A 24,778-nucleotide genomic window follows, 5' to 3' on the forward strand; every position below is an offset into this window, starting at 1 on the left:
AAAAAACAAGCAGGCCCTTGAAACATCGTTTCAAAGGCCTGTAACCTTACATCAAGCTGGTGGTTTTGGCTATTCGATTTTGATGCTTAACACCGCTATATCAGATTTGTATAGGACTGTATCAGTCACTCCCACCTGGTAAGTTGACATGCCTTTTCTATTTCCTGAGGCAATACCTATAAAACCTATTTTTCTGGTCTTTGCAAATTCAACTATCCCATTTTCGGGTTCTGTATGGCAGTAGACATGTTTATGGATCACCAAATCTTCAAATCCTTTGGCGTAAGCATCCATTCTTGATTCTGCGATATCTGAATTGACAAAATGGGAAGGTGTATTGACAAACAAGAAATGGACAGAGGTATGAAAATCTTTCAATACTGCTTTCATTTTAGTAAAGGCAGGCCTTGAATCTTCATTGAACATGGAAGCAAAAACCATTTTCCTTAAGTCATTTCCGCTAAGTATTTTTTTGACCGCCATTACAGGACAATCCGCATTTCGGAGTACATGTTGGATGGTTGATCCTATAAACTTACCTTCCTGATACCCTGCGCCATAAGCGCCTATTACGATCAGGTCAGCTTTGTGTTTTTGGGCCACTTCCAATATGACATGCTGGGGTACTCCTATTTCTACTATTGTTTCGACAGGTACTGTATGCAGTTTATGTTCTAAAACAAACGCTTTCAACTTATCTTTTGCTTCTGCTTCCAGATCCAGTATTTCGATGTTCTTTGCTTTTTGTTCATTTGATAAGCTATTCCAGTCTAACAATGAACTGACCACATTCACGCAGGTAATGCTGCTGTTGGCTTTTTGTGCGATTTTCAAAGCACTCAATAAAGCAAAATCTGAATAGGAGGAAAAGTCGATGGGGACGATTATTCTTTTCATGGTTATCGGATTTTTGGTTGCTGATTTCATAAAGGTCTAGAATTAACCGAAAAAATTCTATGATCAAAATCATGTGAATATCTGATTATTTTCCTGTTTAAGTAATTGTCTATGAGATAGATTTGATAAATCAATATCAAAAGACCATGAAACCATTGCATAATAAATCCATCATAATTACCGGAGGAGCAGGGGGCATCGGTAAGGCCACTGCACGGATGTTTCTTGATGAGGGAGGCACGGATGTACTCTTGGTAGACATAAATCCAAAAGCATTGGAGGAGGCAAAAAAAGAGTTAAACCATGCCGGAGTGAAAACTTATGTGGCTGATATCAGTAAGTCCAATGATGTAAAAGCTTATACCGACAAAGCCGTTGAACTGTTTGGTAAATTAGATGTGGTTTTTTTGAATGCAGGGTATGAAGGGATAGTAAAACCATTGACAGATTATCCTGAAGATATTTTTGATAAAGTTCTTGATATCAATGTCAAAGGTGTTTGGCTGGGTTTGAAATATGCTTTTCCACATATGCAAAAATCCGGTGGCTCAATTATCATCACTTCATCCGTTGCGGGACTTACAGGAACTGCCCAGATGATGGCATATACCACCAGCAAGCATGCTGTGATCGGTAGCATGAGGGTAGCCGCTTTGGAAGGCGCTCCCCATAACATCAGAGTCAATTCGGTCCATCCTGGTCCTGTTGACAACAGAATGATGCGGTCTTTGGAGGAAGGATTTGCTCCTGGAGCTGGGGACCAAGTCAAAAAAGGCTTTGAAAGTCAGATTCCTTTGGGAAGATATGCAACCAATGAAGACATCGCTTCCATGGTTACTTTCCTTGCCTCAGATAAAAGCAAGTATATTACCGGATCCATGCATATCGTAGATGGTGGATTCGTCATTTAATTTCATAGGGTTAAAAAGGTTAAAAAAGGCTGGAAGGATTTTCAGCCTTTTTTTTTGTGATAGTTGTCACTAAATTGCTCCTGTGACAAGGATATTTTTGACCAAACTTTGACTATGGAATTAGAAGATTTAAAACAAAAATTACCCAACATAACTGACCCTGCGCTTTTGAAGGCACTTTTGGAAAATGGTAAAGAGTTGGTGTTTCAACCCGGAAAAGTAATTACTGAACCGGGACAATTTGTGAAAATGGTTCCGATTGTCTTGGAAGGTTCTATCAAAATCATGAGGATGGATGAAGACGGGAAGGAACTTTTTCTTTATTATTTAGAACCCGGCGAAACCTGTGCACTTTCTTTGACTTGCTGTACCTCTTCACGGCCAAGCGAGATCAAGGCAGTCACTGAGGAACGCACAGTGATATTGGCTGTGCCTGTAGAAAAACATGAGGAGTGGTCTGACCATTTTAAACAGTGGAAAGATTTTGTGGCTATGACGTATCAGTCAAGATTTCATGAAATGTTGGTCGCATTAGATGCAGTGGCATTCAAAAGAATGGATGAACGCCTAATGCGGTATATCCTTACCAAAATGAAACAACACAAATCCAATGAATTGCATACCACCCATCAGGAAATTGCAAATGAATTAGGAACCTCCAGGGAGGTGATATCAAGATTACTGAAGCAGTTGGAGAAGAAAAAATGGATAGAACTCGGTAGAAACATCATCTATGTCAGGGATGATTTCGAAGAATTGATCAGCTAAAATCATCAATAAAATAGAAAAAATAACCCCCGAAAGCGCTTTTGTTTTTCTTGGGTTATTTTTTTAGACGATGCTTGGTTTGATGTTATATTTCTTCTTCAGGTCATGTACCACTCCAGTATTGAAATCAAACACCCATGCATAAAGCTTTAACTTATTTCCTGAATCAATCGCCTGTCTGTAAATTGAAGTCTGTTTGATGTTTTCTATTTGTTCCAAGACGTTCAATTCAACAAGTCTGTTAAGTCTGGTATTTTGGTCTTCGATGCTGTTCAATTCTGATTTATGGTGTCTGATTACATCTTTGATGTTTGCCAGCCAATTGTCAATCAATCCGTTTGAATTGTTTTCATAGGCGGCTTTGACTCCACCGCATCCATAATGGCCATAGACAATGATATCCCTAACCCCGAGATTTTCTACGGCAAACTGCATTACAGAAAGGAAATTGAGGTCAGTATGTGACACAACATTGGCGATATTCCGGTGGATAAAAAGTTCACCAAGTTCTGAACCCAAAACCATTGAAGGCGAAACGCGGCTATCCGAACATCCCAATAGAAGTGCTTTAGGATGCTGACCTTCTTTCAAGACATCAAAATATTCTTCGTTTTGGGACAATACAGTTTTGACCCAATTTTGGTTATTTTCTAGGTAGTGGTTGATATCGGTCGCGCACATTACTTTGAATTGGTTTGGGTGGCGTAGGATGAATATTTTTCCAATGTTTCCTCCGTGATGGCATGGTCAAAAGCAGATAGTGCTGTATTGTCGTCCAAGAAGATATGGTCCGAACCTACGCTTTCCAGAAGTGCCCATCTATTCAATACATCCCGTACAGGACCTTTTATACTTGTCATTGAAATGTCCATGCCGGATTTTCTCCAGGTATTGATCCACTCATTGAGTTCATGGGCGCCTGTACTGTCTATATTGCTGACACTTTCCATGTTGAAAACAAGCATTTTCACTTTCTTTCCTTTTTCGGTAATCCACAGATCCAGTTTGTCTTTGATAAATTCCACATTGGCAAAATATATCGGACCATCAATCCTCACCATCAATAAGTCATCCCTTACTTCGAGATTTTTGAATCTGCTGATGTTTCTAAAAGTATTAGTGCCGGGTACTCTTCCGAGTTGGGCAATGTGGGGCCTTGAAGCCCTGTAGATGATTACCAACAAGGATAAGACCATACCTGAGATAATTCCTGTTTCAATCCCCAAAGTCAATGTGATCACAAAAGTGGCTACCAACATAGCGAAATCAGCTTTGTCTTTGTGCCATAAATGGACAGGTTCTTTGAAGTCAATCAATCCTGAAACAGCAACAAGGACTACTGCTGCAAGAATAGCGCTTGGAAGGTTATAAAACAGTCCTGTAAAAAACAAAAGCGTAAGTACAATCAATATGGCACTGAAGATAGAAGAAAGGGTGGTTTTGGCTCCTGCATCATTGTTGACGGCAGTTCTGGAAAATCCCCCTGTCACAGGATATCCCTGGAAAAAGGCCGCCCCAAAATTAGCCATCCCCAAAGCGGTCAATTCCTGATTGGCATTCAATCTATAGTTTTTATGTTTTGCCTGAATCGTTTTTGCCACCGCAAAGCTTTCTGCAAAGCCTACCAAAGAAATGGTCAAGGCTATTGGAATCAACGTTCTCCAAGTGTTCAAATCAAAAGAAGGAGTTGAAAATGAAGGTAATCCACTTGGGACATCACCCACGATTTTGACTCCTTGGCTTGTCAGGTCAAATCCCGAAACCAATGCAATACCTACTATGACAGCCACCAAAGGCGCTGGAAAGCTTTTATGGATTTTCTTTCCGTATTTGATAATGATGATGCCGACTACACCAATTCCAAAGGTTATCCAATGGATATCACCGATATTCTGGTATATGGCAACAATCATTTCTTGGATGTGCTCTGAATTGGGAAGGTTGATTCTAAACAAATGCTTGATTTGGCTCAATCCAATGATAATGGCTGCAGCAGAGGTAAACCCGCTGATAACAGGGTGGGAGAGAAAATTGACTACAAACCCCAATTTGAAAAGCCCCATACCAAACTGAATCAGACCTACCAAAAAGGCCAAAGAAAGTGCATAAAGTAAATATTGTTCGGGAGATGATGCATTCAGCGTAGCTATCCCGGCAGCCGTAAGCAAGGAAACCATCGCTACCGGACCTACTGCCAATTGCCTTGAAGTTCCAAATATGGCATATAAAATAAGAGGAACAGTCACTGCATAAAGTCCATGGATGGGTTCCAATCCTGCAAGCATTGCATAAGCCATACCCTGTGGGATCAACATGATGCCCACCGTTAGACCTGCCGAGAGGTCACCCTGAAGGTCGGATTTCTTGTAGTTTGGCAACCATTCCAAGATAGGGATATACCCTTTTACACTTTGTAGGAAATTATTTTTCATAGCTGAAATTCTATTCTCAAGTTAGCAAAATTCAAGGACTTGTTTATTTAGCCCTGAAATCATCCCCAAAATTCCAAAAAAATGGACTTGGAATTTGTGATGATTGTTACGCAATAAAAAAAGCCATCCTTTGGGGATGGCTCTTTGAACTTAATTTTAGTATTTGATTAATTCAGGAATTCATCAAATGTAATGGATACAAAGTACATGGATCCAACGGTTGGGTTACCCCAAGCCTGACGGTAGCCACTGTTAAGTAAGTTTGTACCTCCAACTTTGATGATGGATTTGATAGATTTCACTTTGTAGCTTACCTGTGCATCGAAGATGCTGAAAGCAGGCATCACAGACAATCCCTGAGTAGAAACGGTGTTCGATACGAAAGAAGACTGCCATACAAATTCATCCTGCCATCTCCAAGAGATACCAAAACCGAGGTTTTTGATCACTTCTCTATTTGCGAAGTTGAACACAGTTCTGTATTCCGGCGTGTTGAATGAAGGCTGGAAGCCATCCAAATCATCTATGTTGTCCAGTTTGTTGAAGGAGACGTTACCACCGATGGTATAGCCTTTAGGCAACTGGTAATCCAATCCCAAAGCCCAGCCATAAGACTTGATGATTTCCTCCCTGTTTACAGGCATAGAATACACATTTCTGGTATTGGCGCTCAAAAGATTTAGTCCTGAGAAAGACGCAGGATTGGTGGCACTTGGATTTCTGTCCTGAACCAATACCTGACCTCCAATGAAGTTTTCAAATCTGTTATAATAATAGTATCCGTCAATCAAGAGTTTGTTGTTAGCCACCAAAGACTTGTAGCCAAACTCATAAGATTTCACGATTTCAGGTTTGAAAGTTGTTGCTTGGTATTCTGTTTTCTTGTCTTGATTGGCCATGGCTGCACGGAAAGGAAGTAACTGAGAGAAAACATCTAAAACTGCAGGGTCATTAGGAGGTGTTCCTGGAGGGAATTGGCCTAGAACTTCCTTCATAACAGCCTCTTGGTTTGCAGGATTTGCTGCCCATTGTTGTACAGCTCCACCAAATTGGGTAACAGTGGCTAAAGAGTATACAGGGTTTGTGTTGAAATTATATCTTTCTCTGAACAATGGAAGTCCGCCAATCAATCTTGCCTGAGGAGTTACCAAATCAATGAATTGATCTTGGGTAGTAGGTAACCTGAAGCCTGTCTGATAAGATGCCCTGAAGTTGTGTTGTCCTGCAGTATATACAGCAGAAACCCTTGGTGACCACTGACCTTCAAAGTTCTCGTTTTTATCATAACGGATAGAAGCCGTCAATTTCAATTTGTCATTGATCATTCTTTTTGAACCCTGAGCGTATCCGCCATATTCTTGGATGGTAAATTCATTCCCATCATCATCTGTAGCAAAGAGGGTCTTTTCAGAATTTAATTGGTAAGTTCTGAAATTGGCACCCACCACAAAGTCAGCAAACTTGATGTCCTTGAAGCTATAAGAACCTTCATAGTGGTAAAGGTTTGTTTTGTCCACAAATCTTGCACCCACACCATTCTGATCGCCTGGAATTGGCCTGGAAGTCACATCTGCCAAAGCTTGGTTGAATTCAGGTGTGCCCGGAAGGTATCTTCCTGTATCAGCGGCACCTCTTGCGGCTGCGTGTGCTGCGTCAGGAGAAGCTCCCTGTGATATTGCACCTACATAAGTTCCCACATATTGACCAAACCATGTTGTGCTTGGCTTCCATGCTTCATTGATACCCTGGGCAGCAATACCTACTGCATAAGCATCACCTGATCTTTCCTGAGTAGTATATGCTCTTACAAACCAGTTTGAGCCTCTTAATTCAGCTTTGTATTGACCTAATTTAAAATTGGCAATAGAATACCTATCTGCACCGGTATAGACTGTAGTACCCATACCCTGGTTACCTTGGAAGATTGCTTCTACCTTATCTGAGATTCTCCAATGTAAAGCCGCATTCAATTTCAATGACCTTGTATTATAATCAGCCACATCTCTTTCAAGATAACCTGTTCTGGATACAAATGTATTTTGCGGAATCAAACCAAGAGCAGCTGATGGAAGCAATCCTGCATTCACTAAAGACTGACCTACACTTTGCATGCTAACGTTGGTTTCATCTCCGTAGATGTTGACACCGTTAAATCCTGGGTTGTTTGTTCTGCTGCCATTTTCAATAGTCGAACCATTCAAAAGAGATTGGTCTCTGAAGTCATTGGCTTGCCAATCATCAGCTGACAGATAGCTGACATTTACTTTGATAGCTACTTTGTCGCTAAGTGCGGTGGCATATCTTGCGGAGAAGTCATAAAACCCTGTGGATGGATTGGTTCGGGAACCTTCGCTCATCAAGCCGCCTTTCATCTGCACCGATAGTCCTTGGTACTGGAATGGATTTTTGCTGTTGAGCAACAAGATTCCATTAATGGCATTTGGTCCATATAGGGCTGAAGCTGCTCCCGGAAGCAATTCAAGACTTTCTAGATCCAATTCAGAGATACCTGCAATGTTACCCACAGAGAAGTTTAATCCAGGAGCTTGGTTGTCCATACCGTCAATCATCTGAACAGTACGCACGTTTCCGTTTGCATTGAAACCTCTTGTATTGAAAGATTTGAAAGTGAGTGATTGGGTACTCATTTCTACACCTTTGAGGTTGTTCAAACCATCATAGAAACTTGCTTGAGGAGCCTCTCTGATAGAAATGATATCCATTCTTTCCACGGTGACCGGAGATTGAAGAACACTTTCTTCTACACGGGAGGCTGAAACAACAATTTCCTGCCCTAGGATAGAAGCCTCAGCAAGGCTTACCTCCAAGTTTGATACATTGTCTTGCGTGATTTCAACTTCCTTGCTGGAAAAGCCTACCATCGAAAAAATCAAAGTAAGGGGAGGAGCTTGATTTACCCGAAGGGTGAAATTTCCATCTAAATCTGAGATCGTGCCGACCACTTTTCCTTTGACCACAATGTTGACGCCAACTAGGGTTTCTTTTGTACCTTCCTCTAGTACTTTTCCAGAAATAGTAGTCGTTTGCGCGAATACCTCAGGAGTAATGAAGGCAACCATCATGAGCAGCATTAGTACAACTTGCCACCTGTTTTTAGTAAATTTTTGCATATGTATTTTGGGTTTGTTATTTGATAATTTTGAGGGCAGATTTTTTGTTTGAAATTTAGATTAAATTACCAATTATCAATATAATTAGCCGAAAAAAATTTTAATTAAGATTCAATTTTTTTGCAATAAATATGGGCAATTGAGTTTCTCGACGCTGAAAATTGCCAAAAAAATAATAAAGTTTAGTGTTTATTAATTTTTTATCAGGATTTGCTGAATTTTAATGTTTCTAATCAGATAAAAAAAATAAAAAAACCCTGCCGTGATGCAGGGTTTGGATTATTTCAAAGTTTTTTTGTTTTCTTCGTTGACATGGGTGACTAACCTGTCGCAAAGGGTTTTGATTTCCTCGGAAATATATTCATCTCCTGTACTGTTTAGTATTGTTTGTCCCATTCCTCCCAAAATATCTATATAGAATCTTTTCATTTCTACTACAGACATATCCTCAGTCCAAAGGTCAATTCTTAAGGTACTTTGATTTAGGTTGTCCCAAACATTCAAGCTGATGCTTTTGGTGGTTTCAAATCCTTCTTCTTCCTTGTCAGAAGCATCCCATTGAATGGATTTTGGAAGGTTTTTATCGTCAAGATTTATAGAGAATTTTATTTCTGAATTTTTCATCGTGGTTTGATAATTTCAATGCAAAACTAGGAAAGGACTTTGCAAGTTCCTGAATACTCAATAATATTTTGTCTCTTCTATAATATGTTGAAAATGAAATTTTGTCTTTCAATCAAAAACCATTTCGGGGATTTCCCCCTCGACCAATAGTTTGCCATCAGTTTTACTGATAATTTCTTTCACAGTTACTCCAGGCGCTCTTTCTAGCAATTTGAACCCTCCCCCTGGAAGCACATCCAAAACCGCAAGATCAGTCACGATTTTTTTTACACATTTGATTCCTGTGATCGGAAGGCTACATTCTTTTAGTAATTTGGACTGTCCGTCTTTGCTGCAATGCTGCATGGCCACGATAATGTTTTCGGCAGAAGCTACCAAGTCCATCGCCCCACCCATTCCTTTGACCATTTTTCCGGGGATTTTCCAGTTGGCAATGTCTCCGTTTTCAGAAACTTCCATCGCCCCAAGGATAGTCAAATGGACGTGTCCACCACGGATCATGGCAAATGAATCTGCGGAATTAAACAAAGCAGAACCTTTTACCACCGTAATGGTTTGCTTGCCGGCGTTTATCAGGTCCGGATCTATTTTGTCTTCGGTAGGAAAAGGGCCGATTCCCAACAATCCGTTTTCAGACTGAAGTACCACTTCGAGATTATCAGGAATATAATTGGCAACCAAAGTTGGAATACCGATTCCAAGGTTGATGTATTGTCCATTTTTGACCTCTCGGGCTATTCTTTTAGCTATTTGGGTTTTGTCTAGCATGGGAGTTTTAATTTGTTGTAATGGTTGGAGTTGTTGTAATAGTTGTCTGCTTCGCGTTGCCAAGTTCTCAGGTTTTCATTGTCCGATCTTAAGTGGAAATTCTACTGCAACTCTTTTCTCTCGATTCTCGCTTCTCGTATCTCGTCTCAAACTTCTACCCTTTACTCACCGTCCTTTGCTCGATTCTCTTTTCATAATCTTCACCTTGGAAGATCCTTTGGACATAAATACCCGGGGTGTGTATATGGTTTGGATCGAGTTGGCCGGCAGGAACCAATTCTTCTACTTCGGCGATTGTGATTTTGCCGGCTGTTGCCATCATGGGGTTAAAGTTTCTGGCAGTTCCTTTGAAAATCAGATTCCCGGCAGTATCTCCTTTCCATGCTTTGACAAATGCAAAATCTGCTATCAGGCCTTTTTCCATCAGGTACATTTTTCCATCAAATTCCCTGATTTCCTTTCCTTCTGCGACTTCTGTTCCGACTCCGGCAGGTGTAAAAAACGCAGGAATTCCTGCGCCGCCTGCCCGGATTCTTTCAGCAAGGGTTCCTTGAGGAATCAGGTCAACTTCTAATTCTCCACTCAACAGTTGCCTCTCAAATTCGGCATTTTCACCGACATAGCTTGAAATCATCTTTTTGACCATGCGCTTTTTGAGCATCAATCCGATTCCAAAATCATCCACCCCGGCATTATTTGATATACAGGTGAGTCCATGCAAGTCTTTTTGTAGCAAAGCTTGGATACAGTTTTCGGGAATTCCACAGAGGCCAAAGCCTCCAAACATCAGCACCGAATCGGAGAAAACGTCCTTCACGGCTTCTGCAGCATTCGTAACGGTTTTTGTGATCATACAAAAATTTATTTTGGGTTTATACTTTGGTCAAAATCTGTCTTGCCAATTCCTTGTCTTTGGCCAATTGCTCTTGGAGAGACTCCAAACCTGAAAATTTGATCTCAGGTCTCAGGTAAGATTTCAAATGGACACACACTCTCCTGTCATATAAATCTCCATTGAAATCAAACAAGTGCGCTTCAATCGTCCTGCTACTTCCGTTTACGGTAGGTCGGTTGCCGATGTTGAGCATACCGGAATAAGTTACTTTTTCTATGTCAATAGTCGCTGCATATGCCCCGTCACATGGAATCAGCTTGTAATCGTGTGGAATATGGATATTGGCTGTTGGAAATCCGATAGATCGGCCAAGCTGCTGCCCTTTGATGATGATGCCATTAAGTTCATACGGTCTGCCAAGAAATTCATTGGCGATATGAACTTCGCCTACTTCCAATGCCTGTCGGATTTTGGTACTAGAGACGCCCACATCATCGACGTCTTCACGGGAGATTTCCTCCAATTCAAAGTGGTATCGACCGATGTTTTCTTTCAGGTATTCAAAACTCCCTTCCCTGTTTCTTCCAAAACGGTGGTCATATCCAATTACCAATTTACGGGTTTGGATCTTATCAATCAGGATGGTTTGGATAAATTCTTCCGAAGTCAATTCCGAAAATTCTTTGGTAAAGGGAATTGTCAACAAATGGTCAATCCCAAATTCACGGAGTAATTTTGCTTTTTCTTCAAATGTGGTCAGCAACCTGAGGTTGTGTTCCTCGGGGTGGAGGATTAGCCTTGGATGTGGCCAAAAAGTAATCATAACCGTTTCACCACCGATTTGGTCAGCGATGGCCCGTATTCTTTTGAGAATTTTTTGATGGCCTAGGTGGACTCCGTCAAAAGTCCCAATCGTCACTACCGGATTGGGAACTCGGCTGAAGTCTTCTATACCTTCATAGATTTTCATCCTGTCTGGCTTTTATTTTTTCGATGAGGTCAGTCAATTGAGATGCTTCATTCAAACTGAAATCACCAATTCTTGTTCTTCTCAAGGCGGACATATATGCCCCCACTCCCAAAATTTCCCCAAGGTCTCTCGCGAGGCTACGGATATAGGTGCCTTTGGAGCACACTATTCTGAATTGGACTTCAGGGTTTTCAAATGATGTAATTTCAAATTCAGAAACTGTTACCGGCCTGGCTTCCATTTTCACTTCAATGCCTTTTCTCGCAGATTCATATACTCTTTTTCCGTCGACTTTGATGGCTGAGTGCATGGGGGGAATTTGGAGGATATCACCTGTCAATTGGGCTACGGCTGATTTGACTAGGTCAAAAGTAATGTCAGAGGGATCTGAGACATCAGTTACTTCTTTTTCCAAGTCAAAACTTTCCGAGGTTTTGCCCAAAATAAAGGTGCCTGTATACTCTTTCTCTTGGGCCATGTAGGAATCTATGGATTTGGTTTTCTTTCCGGCACAGACAATCAGCAATCCTGTCGCCAATGGATCCAAAGTACCGGCATGTCCTACCTTTTTTATTTTCAAAGCATTTCTGACTTTCTTGACTACATCAAAGGAAGTCCATTGATAAGGTTTGTCAATCAGGAATACTTCACCGTAAGGTTCTTCCTGCATGTTACAAATATAAGCCTGAGAAGATGGCAATCAGGCCAACGATAGCACAATAAACCGAAAAATATACCAGTTTGCTTTTCCTGACCAAAGAAATCATCCAAGTACATGCAAAAAAACCAGCAATAAAAGCCGCAACAAATCCGGCTGACAAATAGCCAAAACTAGCTTCATTGTAAGTCAATGCACCATCCATGATGTCCTTGGCAATTTTTCCGAAAATCAATGGGACTACCATCAGGAATGAAAATCGTGCTGCTTTATTTTTATCGATTCCCAAAAGTACCGAACTCGAAATCGTAGCCCCTGACCGAGAGATTCCTGGAAGCATGGCTACCATTTGGGCAAGGCCCACTAAAACTGCTTTTCCGAATGTCACATCATTCTCTGTACTTTTTGCTTTATCTGCCAAAAACAACAAGACTGCAGTCACAAGGAGCATAAAACCGACAAAAACTACTTTCCCTCCAAAAAACTGCTCAAGCTGCTCTTCAAAGAACAAGCCTACAATCACTGCGGGAATCATCGAAATGATGATTTTGACGGTAAACTGGGTTTCTTCGTTCCATTTGAATTTCAATAATCCCTCCAAAAGCACTACAATGTCCTTTCTGAAAACCACCAATGTGGCCAAGGCCGTGGCAAAATGAAGGACCACGGTAAACAACAAACTTTCTTCGGGTAATTTGTCACTGCCGAGAATGACCGATCCCAATTCAAGATGGCCACTGGAGGATACAGGCAAGAATTCGGTCAGACCTTGGACGATTCCAAGAATGATCGCATCAATTATTTCCATAAATTATTTCTTTTCAGAATGGGCAAAAATCGCATAAAACTGAAATATGAATCCTGCCAAAGTAACTATAGGACCCAATGTCAATCCAAGAAAACCAAAGCCATGTGGCTCAGAATCCAGACCCATGATGACAAAACCCAAAATGATGATCCCGATTCCTATCAGCATCAATCGGTAATTTTTCTTTGAAAAAGGAAAAGGTGATTGGTCCATATTAATAAAGTTCGTCTAAAGACATGTTTAAATATTTGTTTACCGCCTGCAAGGTACTTAAAACCGAAAGTAATATACCTGTAATGATCAAGCCACCAAATAAGGCATAAAGCAAGTTGTAATCCTGTAACAACGCAAATCCGTCAATATTGGCCTTGGTATATTCGATGATCCCAAGCAAGATGGCAGAAGCCATAATTCCTGATAACACTCCAAATACAAAAGCCCTTCCCAAAAAAGGTTTTCGGATAAATCCTCTCGTAGCGCCAACCAATTGCATACTTCTGATCAAAAATCTCTGAGAAAATAGTGCCAACCTGATGGTATTGTTGATCAGCATCACAACAGTAAAAACCAAAATCATTATAAACCCTCCCATAACAAGGGCCACTTTGAAGAGGTTTTTGTTTATTGATTCCACCAGGTCTTCCATGTATGTCACTTCAAAAACCCCGTTCATGGCTTCGATTTCTTTGACTATCTCTTCAATTTGCTCAGCGGTTTGGTATTCTTCCGCAATGGCGATTGTATAGCTGTCCCTCAGTGGATTGTCATCCAAAAACTGTGTAAAATCTTCGCCTGTATCCTCAAGGAAAGATTTTGCCGCCTCATCCTGTGAGATAAATGTAATGGCAAGCGAATCACCTGATTGTAATACATAAGGCTTAGATTCAAAAGATTTGCCAATAGCCTTCAACTCAGATTCAGTGACATTTTTGTTCAAAAAAACCTGGATTTCGATATTCTCCCGGATGATTTTGGTCAAAGTCTTGGCCTGAATAATAATCACCCCAAAAAGTCCCAAAATAAACAAGGATAGGGTAGTGCTGAAAAGAACTGATGCAAATTTGAATTTTCCCAGTTTTGCTTTTTTCCTTGGATATGTACTCATCTTTTTTTTCTAATGGGTTCAAAATTAAACAGCTTGGCCAATTAAACCAACCTATTCCATGAAATTGACAGGAATTACTTTTTTGTCCGTCACGGCAAAGGCCTGATCGCTTTTTTCACATTTCATCCCATACAATCCGGTAAACCTCCCAAATGCTGGAAGAATCAATTGCCTTCCCGAAAGGAAAAAGCAGGGAAGCGTCAATCTCTGCCTACCGGTTCCATAGAGAGAAATCCCCGGATGGATATGTCCACAGAAATTGAACAATCCTTCAGGAACTTCATACATTGGTTCATGGGTAAGGATAAAATCTCCCAAAATCAGAGATTCGGGGTGGACTTTCCATATTTCCGAACGATAAAGTCTCTCAGGAAGTATGTCGTGGTTGCCTTTGATCAAATGAAACTGGCAACCCGGGAAATTTCCTGCAAATAATTCAAGATCATTCCAAGACTCATTCCAATCACTGTGAAAGAGGTCTCCTAAAAAGTAGATGTCGGTGGGCTCGTGTCTTTCAATCAGTTTTTGGATTTTGACAAAATCATGGATGTGTACTTTTTCGGTTACCGGGATTCCGGCCTTTCTGAAATGTGCAGCTTTGCCAAAATGTGGGTCAGCAATGAGCAATGATTCGAATTGGGGAAGGAAAACAGCTTTTTCGGGTAAAAGCTGCAAGTTATTTTGATTGAAATGGATGATTTGAATACCTTTTGGATTTGGTTCCATCTGTTGGATTTAGATCAGATAATGGAGGGACTCTAGAAGAAAATAATATCCCCTATTGAAATAGCACCGTAAAAGTATTATTATTCGATTGAGATTGAAAAATAACTTCATCATGACTCAGAAAAAAGCAATTTTGTCATTTATCGTTTTATTGATGGTCGGATTTGGGATCAATGTCCAAGCCCAATCTGCCGATGCCATTGTAGGCAAATGGTACAATACCGAAAAAGACGCCCAAGTAGAGATCTTCAAAGAAGGAAGCAAATATTCAGGCAAAATAGTTTGGCTAAAAGACCCAACCGAGAACGGCAAACCCAAAACAGACAAAAACAACACCGACCAGGCCAAGCGGACAAGGCCAATCATGGGGATGAAGCTGCTAAGTAATTTCGAACACACAGGTGATACTTGGGAAAATGGGACCATTTATGATCCGAAAAACGGTAAAACTTATTCCTGCATCATCAAAAAGAAAAATGACAAGACGCTTGAGGTTCGTGGTTTTGTAGGCTTTTCAATGATCGGAAGGACAGTGGAGTGGACCAAGGCGGAATAGCGGTGAATTATTCCTGATAGGTATATTTTGAGCCAATTAAAGTTTCGCCTTACTTAACCACTAACCGTCAATACATTCAATCCTTTACACATACATGAAACAGGTTGTTTTCATATTTATCGCGCTCTTTTTGTGTTTTACAAAAAACGGGCAAGCCCAAGAGCTAAGAGACGGCTATGTCGTTCTCGCCAAAAGAGATACAATCAATTGTAAAATTGTTTTTGGTGGGCCAAAAGGAACTGACAAAACCCAAATCTCGATAGTGACGAAGGAAGGGGAGGAGAAGATTTTTAAAACAAAAGACAAAAAGGTTTTTGCTTATGGTTTCAATCAGGTCGGTGTGCCGTTTGATTATTTGTTTGTAGATAGGGGAATAAAAGTCGAAACAGGATTTTACAAGTTGGTGGAAAAAGGAGACCCCTACAAGTTATACATCCAAAATATCAATTCGACCACCAAAGGCGTGACTGTCACGACTTCATATTATATATTGTTTGATGAAAATGGGGATTCAATAGATTTTTTTGTCAGCGGAGTCAGTGGTTGGAAAAAGAAGTTGGAAGTTTTTTTTGAAAATGATCCTGAAGCATTGGAGAAGTTGGAGGATGTTTCCCGGCAGGATATTGTCAAATTCATCAAAAGCCTTAATGAAAATTGAATTATTGAAAATCAAGTTCAAATCCATAGAAATCTGTCAGGGAAAGACCAGATAAGTTTTTCCAATTTTCTTATTCCCAAATCCCCACCGGCACAATCTCCAATACATTTCCAAAAGGATCGTCGAAATAAAAACTTTTCAATCCGTGGTTCCATTCCTGCTCGTGGGTGAGGGTGATTCCTTTTTCGAGTAGGTTGGATTTGGCCTTAAGGTAATCTCTCTTACTTACCTCAAATGCCAAATGCTGCTTTCCGTAAGCATAATGTGGAGGCAATGTCTTTTCAAATTTTGTTACCTCAGGCAGGAAACACAGCAACACAGAACTGCCGCAACGAAAAAAAATATGTCTGTCTGCCACTTTGGATATGATGGGCATTTCAAGGATTTGGCCGTAAAAATTTTCTGCCAGATCCAAGTCTGTGACGTACAGGCAGGTTTCCTTGATTTGGGTATATTTCATTACAGAAGCTACAAAAAAACAAATGCCGCAGAAAGATAAATGTGGAGGAGTGAACTATACTTTTTTAACCTTTCGGTTTTTTGGAATAAATGGTAAATGAAATTATCTAATTGGATTTGGACTACGCTGTTTTTTGATTTCAATATGCTGTCTTGTTAGTTTAATCCAATCCTATGAAATACCTGCATCCCATTAATTACTTTCTTTTGTTTTTGCTCCTATTTTGGTCATGTTCAGCTCCAGAAAAGAAGGAAGCTAAAACTGAACTCGAGTTTGTGGTCACTGAAAAATTCAAAACTTTTCCATTGCCACCGGATATCGGGCATTTGGATTTGTATTTTCAGTCCATTGAGGACAAGTATTTTTTTCTATTCGATTACAAAACCAAGCAACTTTTGACCTATTCCATCCCTGAAAACCGCCTGCTCAAAACCATCAAGTTTGAAGAAGAGGGTCCTGCCGGTGTCGGGAACAATATTGCAGGTCTTTTTATCGAAAGCCCCGATGTGATTTACCTGACTGCGGGGATCAATACACTTTTCAAATTTGACGGTGACGGAAACTTGCTCCAAAAAACACCGATCAATGTAGAGGGATTGGAAGAAAATGGAATCAGTTTATTCTCTAATATCTTCACCTTGGCGAAGGACGGCTTTTACTTTCCTGCCTTTCCAATGGTATTTGCATGGACATCGGTGACTCCTAAGGAATTGACTGAAATCCCTAACCTCATTAGGTATGATACCCTTAGTAAAACATTTACACCGGTAAGTTACTTTCCTGAGGAATTTGTGGGAGATAATCTCAACAAGTCAATCTTTCCTTTGCTGTCTTTGGGGCCTGACGACATGCCTGTGATCAACATGAATTTCAGGAATATTTACCGGTTAAAAGAGGGAGAAATTGTTTCATCGTTTGCAGGACATTCTGCTTTCCCTAACGATCCGCCGATATCCAAATCTCCCAATATGTTTGAAGACATGCCCGAGATTATGAAAATCATAAACCATGTGGATATCTATACTGACCTTTTTTATTTCAAAAATCTGGAGCTGATGGTAAGGGTCGCAAAATTTGAGGATGTCCCTGAAAACGTGTTTGAAACAGGTTCTTTTTTGGCTTCAAAGTGGGGATTGGTTTTTTTGGATAAGGAATTCAACAAAGTCGGCGAAATGGAATTGGAACCGAATAGGTATAATGGGCAATACATTTTTGAAGACGAGGAGGGGATTTGGATTTGTACAGACCATCCGGACAATCCTGCACTTTCTGAAGATTTTATAAGGTTTCAATTGATAGAGATAAAAAAATAAGGGACCTGTTTTTGCAGAATCCCTTTTCATTCAAAATCTATAAGTGCAATTACCCATTATTCTCTAGGTAAAATCCCTTCAAAATATACTGCAACTGCCCATATTCGATTAGAAAAGCATCGTGGCCGTAGGGAGATTGGATTTCTCTGTACGTCCCTTTGGGAACATGCCGTGATATGAATTGGGATTCTTCTTTGAGGAACAATAAATCCCGGTCTACGCCGATTGCCAACACTTTGGAAGGAATTTGTTGGAGTACTTTTTCCGTTCCTCCGCGTCCGCGTCCTAAGTCATGACTGTCCATAGCTTTGCTCAGCACCCAATAGGAAAATGCGTTGAACCTATTCCCGAGTTTTTGGCCCTGATACCTGAGGTAGGAGGAAATGCGGAAGTTGTCAAGTTTTTCTTCAGTATCGCTTTGCTTAAGGGCAAAATCCTCAGGATGTCTGTAAGAAAGCATCGCAATGGCCCTTGCGGCTTCCATCCCTTTTTTGCCTGCATCTGCATGGTTTTCTCCCCAGGTACAATCGGACTCGATCGCCATTCTTTGGGTTTCATTGAAGCCTATGGTCCAGGGGGAAGTCTTCGCATTGGATGCAAGGATGATGGTGTTTTTGACCTGATGTTGAAGAAGGTAAGCCCACTCGATAGCTACCTGTCCACCTAGCGAACCTCCAATGACCGTATTGATGGTATTGATTCCAAGATATTCTCTGAGATGGTCAAGCGATCTCGCCATATCTCTTGTGCTGAGGTTAGGGAAATCATAGTAGTAAGGTTTGCCTGTCAGGGGATTTTCTGAGAGGGGACTGCTCGAACCGTAGCAAGAACCCAGTAAGTTGGCGCAAACGATAAAATACTTGCTTGGGTCATAAAACTTATCTTCTCCGACCATCCCGTTCCACCATTCTTGGACTTTGGCATCTCCGGTGAGCGCATGGATGACCCAGATGACATTGTCTTTTGCTGTGGTCAGACGTCCTTGGGTGGTATAAGCCAGTTGGAATCCGGGAAGAGACTCTCCGGACTCCAGGTCAAATACGTCCTCATGCGTGTACGTTTCTTGCGCCATATCAATAATCAGGTAGTTGCTTGCTACATTCATTACTTTACTATTGAAATTCTTCTCAGGCTACTTGGCCTGATATTTTTAACTGTTGAAAGCTTGTTCTAAATCGGCTTTGATATCTTCAATATGCTCAATACCCAACGAAATCCTCAAAAGGGTAGGAGTGACACCCGCAGCGGCTTGTTCTGATTCACTCAGCTGCTGATGGGTGGTCGCGGCAGGTTGGATGATCAATGTTTTGGCATCACCGACATTGGCAAGGTGGGAGATCAACTTGAGGTTGTTGATAAAGTTGGAGGTGCTTTCTTTATCTCCTTTCAATTCAAAACTCAAAACCCCACCGAAGCCATTTCTCAGGTATTTCTTGGCAAGTTCATGGTAAGGAGAAGATTTCAAACCCGGATAATTCACCTTTTGCACTTTAGGATGGGCCTCTAGCCATTGTGCAATGGCGAGTGCATTGTCTACTGTTCTTTGGACCCTAAGGGATAAAGTTTCCAATCCTTGAATTAATAAAAAAGAGTTGAAAGGGCTCAAGGCCGGTCCAAAATCTCTCAGACCTTCAGTCCTTGCACGGATGATAAAGGCCATATTTGGAAGACCCAATGGGTTATTTTCTCCGAATACTTCCCAAAATTTCATCCCGTGATAACCTTCAGATGGTTCTGTGAATTGAGGATATTTTCCGTTGCCCCAGTTGTAATTTCCTCCATCTACAATCACACCACCGATGGAAGTACCATGTCCGCCGATCCATTTGGTGGCAGAGGCAGTGACGATATTGGCGCCATGCTTCAGTGGCTGAAACAAGTAGCCGCCGGCACCAAAGGTATTGTCCACAATGACAGGCAGGTCATGTTTTTTTGCCATGGCGGCAATAGCTTCAAAATCAGGAATGTTAAATTCAGGATTACCGATAGTCTCCAGATAGATGGCTTTGGTCTTCTCATCAATCAGCTTTTCAAATTCCTTCGGGTCATTGCCTTTGGCAAATCGTGCTTCAATGCCGATTCTTTTGAATGCTACCTTAAATTGATTGTAGGTACCTCCGTAAAGGAAAGAAGTTGAAACAAAGTTTTCTCCGGTCTGTAAGATGTTGTTCAAGGCTAAAAACTGTGCGGCCTGTCCGGATGCAGTAGCCAAGGCTGCCACCCCACCTTCCAAAGCAGCAATTCGTTGTTCGAAAACATCTGTAGTAGGATTCATGATCCTTGTATAAATGTTCCCGAATTCTTTTAAGGCAAAAAGGTTAGCCCCGTGTTCTGCGGAATTGAACACATAAGATGTAGTCTGGTAAATGGGTACTGCACGGGAATTGGTGGTAGGATCTGGAACCTGTCCTGCGTGCAATTGCAAAGTTTCGAAACGATAATTTGACATGGTATCTCTGGTTTATGGTGTTATTAAAAATTTTAGATTTTGAAAGGATTAAATTTAAACCTTTTGGTTTGGTAAAAGAAAAAAATTAGTTCCGAATACGGAAAGGTGCGCAAAATTTCACCCAAAACTGATGGCGTGTATCTTAAAACGAAGGGATGTTTGAAAAGGAATTGATCCATAATGTTAAGAATTTATATTTCCAGGAAATAAATTTTACCTGGCAGGATTTGGCACCTTGGATTTTCCTGGTTGCCAGAGGGTCACAGAGCCTGTCTCTTACCTCTTCTTTATAAATCCCCACACAAAAAGTGAAAGGACAGTACAAATTAATACGCCTCTGATGTCAATTGCAAAATATCTTGAAGATTATTTTGCAATTAGTTTTTTTGGAAAAACTTCAAGCATTTTCATTTGCCCTAATTAAAATGGAATTAATTACCGTTTCTCAAATTTTTTTTGATTCCGAATAGGGGTGATTCCAAGTTGGTTTGTCTTAGATAAAAGAGAGAAATCAAAAATATGTTTCTATCTAAATACAATGACGCTGAATAGAAAAAACTAAATCAAACCAACAAATAAATTTAATTATCATGAATACTATTAAGTTGAAATCAAGATTTTATGTCATCGTTTTGGGGCTTTTTGCCCTTGGAAGTCTCAATTCCTGTTTGGACAACAACCTTTCTACAGTTTCAGAAATCAACCAAGACTTCAGCGGCATCACTTCTGTAGAAGTAGACGGAGCTTTTTTGGAAGTTGAATACCAAGGGGAAACCGGAAAACAAGATGTTTCATTGGATGCTTTACTTAGGTCCAACTCTGACAAGAGGCATGAAATAGTTTTCAATGTCATCGACGGCAGCAAACTTAAAATCGAAGTAAAAACAAACAGTGGACTTTCTGGAAACCTCAGAACAGAAGGTTTTATCAGGTTGAAAGGACCAAAAGCGATGATTTTGGACCTCGAATCAGGTTCAGGAAAAGTAAGTGCAAAGGATGTGGTGAGTACTGAGACTAATTTACTTGTTGGATCGGGGGAAATCTTTGCCAAGAATATCAGTTCAACCTTAATTACCCTTAATTCTTCCTCCGGTAAAATATACGGGGAGGATATCACAGGTAAAGTGTCGGCTTTGGTTTCTTCAGGCAACCTTGAATTGTTGCGTATCGAGGGAAATATCGATGTGGAAGGTTCAAGTGGTCAAACAAAACTAATTGACATCAATGGGATGGTCAATGTTTCTGTCAGCTCAGGAAAAATTGAATTGTCAAAAGTAAAGGCTTTAGGAAAAGCTTCCTTGTCATCCGGTCAATTGTTTGCCACAGAGACAGGATTGGGTTCGGCAACTTCTCTTAAAGCCTCTTCAGGAAACATCTACATTCAATCTGTGAGTAATTTAAAAGATTTTAATTTCAACATCAGCTCAGGATGCGGTTTGGTCAGGGTAGGAGACAGTCTGACTTCAGGAAATCTTGTGATCAACAACGGATCACCCAATACCATCCGGGGTGAAGTGAGCTCAGGGAAAATTGAAATTGTGAATTAGAAGTTTTTCTCAATCTTGACTGCTGTGCCTGCAGCTGTTACCATCAGCATTCCATCTCTGATAGTCTCATAATCCAAGTCGATCCCCACTATTGCGGTTGCGCCAAAAGCCCTTGCCTGCATTTCCATTTCGGACATGGCAGTGGCTTTTGCCTCCCGCAAAACCTGCTCATAGGCACCTGAACGGCCACCCACAATATCTGTTATACTTGCAAAAAAATCTTTGAAAACATTGGCACCTATAATGGTTTCGCCTGAAACAATGCCGAGGTAAGCAGTAATTTTATATCCCTCTAGACTTGGTGTAGTACTTACTATCATTTTTTTATGGTTTATGATTCAACATTCTTACGGATTCCAAGACAATTGGATATCTCTATTTTCAGCAAGTTAACAAAAAAATAAACCGCAGCTTTTCGGGCTGCGGTTTGATTTTGGATCAAATCAATTTTCTTTTAGTCCTGGTGATCGCTGTAAAAACTCCTGATACAGCTTGATATGCCTGTTGCTCATCGGTACCCTGTAACCGTCTATGAATACATGCCTGATTTGAGTTTTGGTTTCAAAAGGATCTCCCGTGGAAACAAACAGCGTGGCATCTTTTCCCTGCTCAATGGAACCCATTCGATCTGCAACGCCGAATACCTCGGCGGCATTGATCGTAACAGCTTTTAAAGCCTCTTCTTTGCCCATTCCATAAGCAGCCGCAAAACCTGCATTAAAAGGTAGGTTTCTTGTGTTTTCGGCATCATTGGACCGGATGACCACTTTCACACCTGCTTTGGCCATTTTGCCTGGATTGGTATAGGCTGCATCAAAACGGTCAGAATTCCTCGTCGGGATCGAAAGCATGGGCCCTGTGATCACTGGGATTTTGGAGGCAGCGATTTTGTCGGCAACTCTCCAACCTTCTGCAACACCGGTCAATATAGCCTTTACGTTTTTAGACTGGATCCACTCTATTGCTAAAGTGATGTCAGAGGCAGCATTTACTTCGACAAGTAAAGGCAATTCTCCTGCAATAACTTTTGCCAATTGCTCCATTTCAGGATAGTAATCCAAAGTGGCATTGGCCTGCTTCAGCTGATGAAAAGTGACAGCCCTTTCCCAAATTTCATTGAGCGTTTTTTCAGCTTTTTCAGCATCTTTTTTGATGTCCTCATCACTCCTTCTATCCCAAGTACTGCGACGTGCAGAGGAAGGAAAATTCATGACAACACCTTTGAAGCCTGCATACATTTGATCAGCAGTATAGCCATTGAGGTTTATAAGGGCTGCCGTTCCCGGGAATATTCCTCCTGAAGGGACGGCCAATGTGGTGGTGACACCGCTTACCCTTGTCACCGGAATGGCTACAGAGTTTGGGTTTACTGCTACAATAGCCTGCATATTGGGTGTAACTTGACCAATTTCGGCATAATCCTGTGTTTCAGGCACAGAATTAACCTCAACCAATCCAAGCCTGCTTCCCCCGTCAAACATTCCAGGATAGATATAATGTCCTGTGCAGTCTATGACTTCCGCATCTCCCGCCGGGATGTTTTTTCCGACGGCTTCTATTTTCCCATTGGAAATAAGGACACTTCCATTTTCAATATTTCCTTTCGTTACAGTGACAATGGTTGCGTTTTGCAGCAAAAATCTGCCGTTTCTAGGCTTGATAAACTCTCCGTCAAATTGGGCTTGTGCCAAAAATGGGAGAACCAATAAAGCGACTGTAAATATGATTTGATTTATCTTCTTCATCTTCAGTATGTTTTGATCTTCCATTTAGATTTTAGTGTTCGTGGTCAAATAAGCTTCTACCAAAATTGGTAAAGAAGAAATCTACCCCATGCATACACTTATGATCATGTTCTTTAAGGAATATGGGTTCAATGGATTCTGTAGCAGATACTCTCAATCTCATGTCATTGGGATCCTCATTTATGTCAAAATATTTGACACCATCCACAAAAGTCATCTGAGGGATAGCATAAACTGAAAGTGGATGATCGTTGAAAATGACCAAATCAGCCTGTTTGCCTTCTTCGATGGAACCTACCTTGTCCGCAATTCCAAGTTGTTTGGCAGGATTGATGGTGATCAGGGCCAAGGTTTGCTCGTCTGTCAATTCGCCATACCGTTGTGCTTTTCCTGCCTCATGGTACAGGTGACGGATCAATTCACCGGAATCTGAATTGATAGAAGTGATGACACCGTTTTGGGTCAATATAGCGGCATTGTATGCCGTGGAATAATACACCTCAAACTTGTACGCCCACCAATCAGCAAAAACAGAAGCTCCCATTGTATAAGCTGCCAATTCTGGAGCTACCTTAAAGCCTTCATTGACGTGGGAGAAAACGATATTGGTAATACCAAACTCCCTACAGACATTGATCAGCATATAGATTTCATCCGCTCTGTAGGAGTGGCAGTGGATGATGATTTTGCCATCAAGGATCTCCGAAAGTGTTTGAAGCCTTTCACTGAATTTTGGAGGCACAGGGGTTGCTCCTTTTACTTTGAGTGCATTGTTGTAGTCTTCCCATGACTTTTTGTATTGTATCGCTTCGTTGAAGCCGTTTCTGATCACCGCTTCCACACCCATTCTTGATCTGGGCTGGATCCCGTTGCCTCTTCCGTGTACCCTTGTAGGGTTTTCCCCGAGTGCAAATTTAATTGTCCTTGCAGCATCTTTCATGATAAGGTCATCGGGATTGCCAGAACCATACCTGTGTTTGAGGGTAATGTTTTGTCCTCCGATGGCATTGGCAGAACCATGCATGGCGTGTGAAACCGTCACCCCGCCGGCGAGTGCACGGTACAAACCGATATCATATGGATCAATCACATCTGCCATCCTTACCTCTGAGGTAATGGGAGCCGTACCTTCATTTACCGCATCTAAAGCCACATGGGAATGGGCATCAATGATTCCCGGCATCAAATATTTTCCTTTTGCATCAATGGTGGTAATATTTGAGGAGGTAAGTCCCTTGCCGATTTTTTTGATTATGCCATTTTCTACTAGTACATCTGTGTCCTCTAAAGTCCCCTTAGTGACAGTAAGAACAGTGGCGTTTTTGATCAAAACAGATCCTTTTTGGGTCTGGGAATTAGCCGGATTCCAACCCATCACCATTGCAGCCGCTATGATATAAATTATCTTTTTCATGAT

At 41.0% G+C, this 24,778-nt stretch carries 25 protein-coding genes and 1 riboswitch; of the genes, 6 read left to right on the forward strand and 19 right to left on the reverse strand.

What is annotated here, in order from left to right:
• Positions 1–69 precede the first annotated feature (69 nt).
• Positions 70–897, reverse strand: a complete 828-nt coding sequence (locus tag NU887_RS06600; RefSeq protein ID WP_258422581.1) for a universal stress protein — start codon at positions 895–897, stop codon at positions 70–72.
• Between the two features lie 146 nt (positions 898–1,043).
• Between NU887_RS06600 and NU887_RS06605 the strand changes: the two genes are divergently transcribed.
• Together NU887_RS06605 and NU887_RS06610 are read left to right on the forward strand one after the other, a co-directional pair.
• Positions 1,044–1,808 carry an SDR family NAD(P)-dependent oxidoreductase gene (locus tag NU887_RS06605; RefSeq protein ID WP_258422582.1) on the forward strand — a complete coding sequence of 255 codons (765 nt, stop codon included), beginning with the start codon at positions 1,044–1,046 and terminating at the stop codon, positions 1,806–1,808.
• Between the two features lie 114 nt (positions 1,809–1,922).
• Entirely contained in the window at positions 1,923–2,576 is a 654-nt protein-coding gene (locus NU887_RS06610) for a Crp/Fnr family transcriptional regulator (protein ID WP_258422583.1), read from the forward strand.
• A 63-nt stretch (positions 2,577–2,639) separates the two neighbouring features.
• Here the strand turns inward: NU887_RS06610 and NU887_RS06615 are convergent, their stop codons facing one another.
• The 12 genes from NU887_RS06615 to pdeM form a co-directional block, all read right to left on the reverse strand.
• Entirely contained in the window at positions 2,640–3,257 is a 618-nt protein-coding gene (locus NU887_RS06615) for a carbonic anhydrase (protein WP_258422584.1), read from the reverse strand.
• Positions 3,257–5,008 (reverse strand): SulP family inorganic anion transporter, encoded by a 1,752-nt coding sequence (locus tag NU887_RS06620; RefSeq protein WP_258422585.1) that lies wholly within the window; start codon positions 5,006–5,008, stop codon positions 3,257–3,259. The genes NU887_RS06615 and NU887_RS06620 overlap by 1 nt, the downstream gene beginning before the upstream one ends.
• 167 nt (positions 5,009–5,175) lie before the next feature.
• Positions 5,176–8,139, reverse strand: coding sequence for a TonB-dependent receptor (locus NU887_RS06625; RefSeq protein WP_258422586.1), 2,964 nt, complete (start codon positions 8,137–8,139; stop codon positions 5,176–5,178).
• A gap of 279 nt (positions 8,140–8,418) precedes the next feature.
• Positions 8,419–8,763, reverse strand: a complete 345-nt coding sequence (gene gldC, locus NU887_RS06630; RefSeq protein ID WP_258422587.1) for a gliding motility protein GldC — start codon at positions 8,761–8,763, stop codon at positions 8,419–8,421.
• Between the two features lie 108 nt (positions 8,764–8,871).
• Positions 8,872–9,531: a 3-oxoacid CoA-transferase subunit B gene (locus NU887_RS06635; RefSeq protein WP_258422588.1), complete on the reverse strand. Its 660-nt coding sequence runs from the start codon at positions 9,529–9,531 to the stop codon at positions 8,872–8,874.
• Positions 9,532–9,685: 154 nt separating this feature from the next.
• Positions 9,686–10,384 (reverse strand): CoA transferase subunit A, encoded by a 699-nt coding sequence (locus NU887_RS06640; protein WP_258422589.1) that lies wholly within the window; start codon positions 10,382–10,384, stop codon positions 9,686–9,688.
• A 19-nt stretch (positions 10,385–10,403) separates the two neighbouring features.
• Positions 10,404–11,336, reverse strand: a complete 933-nt coding sequence (locus tag NU887_RS06645; protein ID WP_258422590.1) for a bifunctional riboflavin kinase/FAD synthetase — start codon at positions 11,334–11,336, stop codon at positions 10,404–10,406.
• Positions 11,323–12,006 carry a tRNA pseudouridine(55) synthase TruB gene (truB, locus tag NU887_RS06650; RefSeq protein WP_258422591.1) on the reverse strand — a complete coding sequence of 228 codons (684 nt, stop codon included), beginning with the start codon at positions 12,004–12,006 and terminating at the stop codon, positions 11,323–11,325. The genes NU887_RS06645 and truB overlap by 14 nt, the downstream gene beginning before the upstream one ends.
• Before the next feature lies 1 nt (position 12,007).
• Positions 12,008–12,802 (reverse strand): undecaprenyl-diphosphate phosphatase, encoded by a 795-nt coding sequence (locus NU887_RS06655; protein WP_258422592.1) that lies wholly within the window; start codon positions 12,800–12,802, stop codon positions 12,008–12,010.
• Positions 12,803–12,805: 3 nt separating this feature from the next.
• Positions 12,806–13,015, reverse strand: a complete 210-nt coding sequence (locus NU887_RS06660; RefSeq protein ID WP_258422593.1) for a DUF3098 domain-containing protein — start codon at positions 13,013–13,015, stop codon at positions 12,806–12,808.
• A 1-nt stretch (position 13,016) separates the two neighbouring features.
• Positions 13,017–13,907, reverse strand: a complete 891-nt coding sequence (locus NU887_RS06665; RefSeq protein WP_258422594.1) for a cell division protein FtsX — start codon at positions 13,905–13,907, stop codon at positions 13,017–13,019.
• A 51-nt stretch (positions 13,908–13,958) separates the two neighbouring features.
• Positions 13,959–14,633, reverse strand: coding sequence for a ligase-associated DNA damage response endonuclease PdeM (gene pdeM / locus NU887_RS06670; RefSeq protein ID WP_258422595.1), 675 nt, complete (start codon positions 14,631–14,633; stop codon positions 13,959–13,961).
• Positions 14,634–14,745: 112 nt separating this feature from the next.
• On the opposite strand from pdeM, the gene NU887_RS06675 reads away from it, so the two are divergent.
• Positions 14,746–15,189, forward strand: coding sequence for a DUF2147 domain-containing protein (locus tag NU887_RS06675; protein ID WP_258422596.1), 444 nt, complete (start codon positions 14,746–14,748; stop codon positions 15,187–15,189).
• Between the two features lie 94 nt (positions 15,190–15,283).
• The gene (locus NU887_RS06680) at positions 15,284–15,847 is read left to right on the forward strand and encodes a hypothetical protein (RefSeq protein WP_258422597.1); all 564 of its coding nucleotides are present in this window, start codon (positions 15,284–15,286) and stop codon (positions 15,845–15,847) included.
• 70 nt (positions 15,848–15,917) lie between these two features.
• Here the strand turns inward: NU887_RS06680 and NU887_RS06685 are convergent, their stop codons facing one another.
• Positions 15,918–16,307: a VOC family protein gene (locus tag NU887_RS06685; RefSeq protein ID WP_258422598.1), complete on the reverse strand. Its 390-nt coding sequence runs from the start codon at positions 16,305–16,307 to the stop codon at positions 15,918–15,920.
• Between the two features lie 173 nt (positions 16,308–16,480).
• Here NU887_RS06685 and NU887_RS06690 point away from each other — a divergent pair, with 173 nt between their 5' ends.
• Positions 16,481–17,620, forward strand: coding sequence for a DUF4221 domain-containing protein (locus NU887_RS06690; RefSeq protein WP_258422599.1), 1,140 nt, complete (start codon positions 16,481–16,483; stop codon positions 17,618–17,620).
• Positions 17,621–17,669: 49 nt separating this feature from the next.
• Here the strand turns inward: NU887_RS06690 and NU887_RS06695 are convergent, their stop codons facing one another.
• On the reverse strand, positions 17,670–18,725 hold the full coding sequence (locus NU887_RS06695) for a homoserine O-acetyltransferase family protein (protein ID WP_258422600.1): 1,056 nt from the start codon (positions 18,723–18,725) through the stop codon (positions 17,670–17,672).
• A 45-nt stretch (positions 18,726–18,770) separates the two neighbouring features.
• Entirely contained in the window at positions 18,771–20,069 is a 1,299-nt protein-coding gene (locus NU887_RS06700; RefSeq protein WP_258422601.1) for an O-acetylhomoserine aminocarboxypropyltransferase/cysteine synthase family protein, read from the reverse strand.
• Between the two features lie 188 nt (positions 20,070–20,257).
• Positions 20,258–20,365, reverse strand: a riboswitch (SAM riboswitch).
• 294 nt (positions 20,366–20,659) lie between these two features.
• Between NU887_RS06700 and NU887_RS06705 the strand changes: the two genes are divergently transcribed.
• Positions 20,660–21,616, forward strand: a complete 957-nt coding sequence (locus NU887_RS06705; protein WP_258422602.1) for a DUF4097 domain-containing protein — start codon at positions 20,660–20,662, stop codon at positions 21,614–21,616.
• On the opposite strand, the gene NU887_RS06710 is transcribed toward NU887_RS06705, so the two are convergent.
• The 3 genes from NU887_RS06710 to NU887_RS06720 all read right to left on the reverse strand — a co-directional run bounded on the left by NU887_RS06710 (position 21,613) and on the right by NU887_RS06720 (position 24,775).
• Entirely contained in the window at positions 21,613–21,936 is a 324-nt protein-coding gene (locus tag NU887_RS06710; protein ID WP_258422603.1) for a YbjQ family protein, read from the reverse strand. The two genes, NU887_RS06705 and NU887_RS06710, sit on opposite strands and share 4 nt — an antisense overlap.
• A 123-nt stretch (positions 21,937–22,059) precedes the next feature.
• Positions 22,060–23,361, reverse strand: coding sequence for an amidohydrolase family protein (locus NU887_RS06715; RefSeq protein WP_258422604.1), 1,302 nt, complete (start codon positions 23,359–23,361; stop codon positions 22,060–22,062).
• Positions 23,362–23,392: 31 nt separating this feature from the next.
• Positions 23,393–24,775 carry an amidohydrolase family protein gene (locus NU887_RS06720; RefSeq protein WP_258422605.1) on the reverse strand — a complete coding sequence of 461 codons (1,383 nt, stop codon included), beginning with the start codon at positions 24,773–24,775 and terminating at the stop codon, positions 23,393–23,395.
• Between the last annotated feature and the right edge of the window lie 3 nt (positions 24,776–24,778).

The sequence above is a fragment of the Aquiflexum gelatinilyticum genome, assembly GCF_024741135.1.
Classification (GTDB): Bacteria; Bacteroidota; Bacteroidia; order Cytophagales; family Cyclobacteriaceae; genus Cognataquiflexum; species Cognataquiflexum gelatinilyticum.

Coding starts and splice junctions, on each gene's coding strand:
- NU887_RS06600 (WP_258422581.1), bottom strand. CDS start 897: ATGAAAAGAATAATCGTCCCCATCGACTTTTCCTCCTATTCAGATTTT.
- NU887_RS06605 (WP_258422582.1), top strand. CDS start 1,044: ATGAAACCATTGCATAATAAATCCATCATAATTACCGGAGGAGCAGGG.
- NU887_RS06610 (WP_258422583.1), top strand. CDS start 1,923: ATGGAATTAGAAGATTTAAAACAAAAATTACCCAACATAACTGACCCT.
- NU887_RS06615 (WP_258422584.1), bottom strand. CDS start 3,257: ATGTGCGCGACCGATATCAACCACTACCTAGAAAATAACCAAAATTGG.
- NU887_RS06620 (WP_258422585.1), bottom strand. CDS start 5,008: ATGAAAAATAATTTCCTACAAAGTGTAAAAGGGTATATCCCTATCTTG.
- NU887_RS06625 (WP_258422586.1), bottom strand. CDS start 8,139: ATGCAAAAATTTACTAAAAACAGGTGGCAAGTTGTACTAATGCTGCTC.
- gldC (WP_258422587.1), bottom strand. CDS start 8,763: ATGAAAAATTCAGAAATAAAATTCTCTATAAATCTTGACGATAAAAAC.
- NU887_RS06635 (WP_258422588.1), bottom strand. CDS start 9,531: ATGCTAGACAAAACCCAAATAGCTAAAAGAATAGCCCGAGAGGTCAAA.
- NU887_RS06640 (WP_258422589.1), bottom strand. CDS start 10,384: ATGATCACAAAAACCGTTACGAATGCTGCAGAAGCCGTGAAGGACGTT.
- NU887_RS06645 (WP_258422590.1), bottom strand. CDS start 11,336: ATGAAAATCTATGAAGGTATAGAAGACTTCAGCCGAGTTCCCAATCCG.
- truB (WP_258422591.1), bottom strand. CDS start 12,006: ATGCAGGAAGAACCTTACGGTGAAGTATTCCTGATTGACAAACCTTAT.
- NU887_RS06655 (WP_258422592.1), bottom strand. CDS start 12,802: ATGGAAATAATTGATGCGATCATTCTTGGAATCGTCCAAGGTCTGACC.
- NU887_RS06660 (WP_258422593.1), bottom strand. CDS start 13,015: ATGGACCAATCACCTTTTCCTTTTTCAAAGAAAAATTACCGATTGATG.
- NU887_RS06665 (WP_258422594.1), bottom strand. CDS start 13,907: ATGAGTACATATCCAAGGAAAAAAGCAAAACTGGGAAAATTCAAATTT.
- pdeM (WP_258422595.1), bottom strand. CDS start 14,633: ATGGAACCAAATCCAAAAGGTATTCAAATCATCCATTTCAATCAAAAT.
- NU887_RS06675 (WP_258422596.1), top strand. CDS start 14,746: ATGACTCAGAAAAAAGCAATTTTGTCATTTATCGTTTTATTGATGGTC.
- NU887_RS06680 (WP_258422597.1), top strand. CDS start 15,284: ATGAAACAGGTTGTTTTCATATTTATCGCGCTCTTTTTGTGTTTTACA.
- NU887_RS06685 (WP_258422598.1), bottom strand. CDS start 16,307: ATGAAATATACCCAAATCAAGGAAACCTGCCTGTACGTCACAGACTTG.
- NU887_RS06690 (WP_258422599.1), top strand. CDS start 16,481: ATGAAATACCTGCATCCCATTAATTACTTTCTTTTGTTTTTGCTCCTA.
- NU887_RS06695 (WP_258422600.1), bottom strand. CDS start 18,725: ATGAATGTAGCAAGCAACTACCTGATTATTGATATGGCGCAAGAAACG.
- NU887_RS06700 (WP_258422601.1), bottom strand. CDS start 20,069: ATGTCAAATTATCGTTTCGAAACTTTGCAATTGCACGCAGGACAGGTT.
- NU887_RS06705 (WP_258422602.1), top strand. CDS start 20,660: ATGAATACTATTAAGTTGAAATCAAGATTTTATGTCATCGTTTTGGGG.
- NU887_RS06710 (WP_258422603.1), bottom strand. CDS start 21,936: ATGATAGTAAGTACTACACCAAGTCTAGAGGGATATAAAATTACTGCT.
- NU887_RS06715 (WP_258422604.1), bottom strand. CDS start 23,361: ATGAAGAAGATAAATCAAATCATATTTACAGTCGCTTTATTGGTTCTC.
- NU887_RS06720 (WP_258422605.1), bottom strand. CDS start 24,775: ATGAAAAAGATAATTTATATCATAGCGGCTGCAATGGTGATGGGTTGG.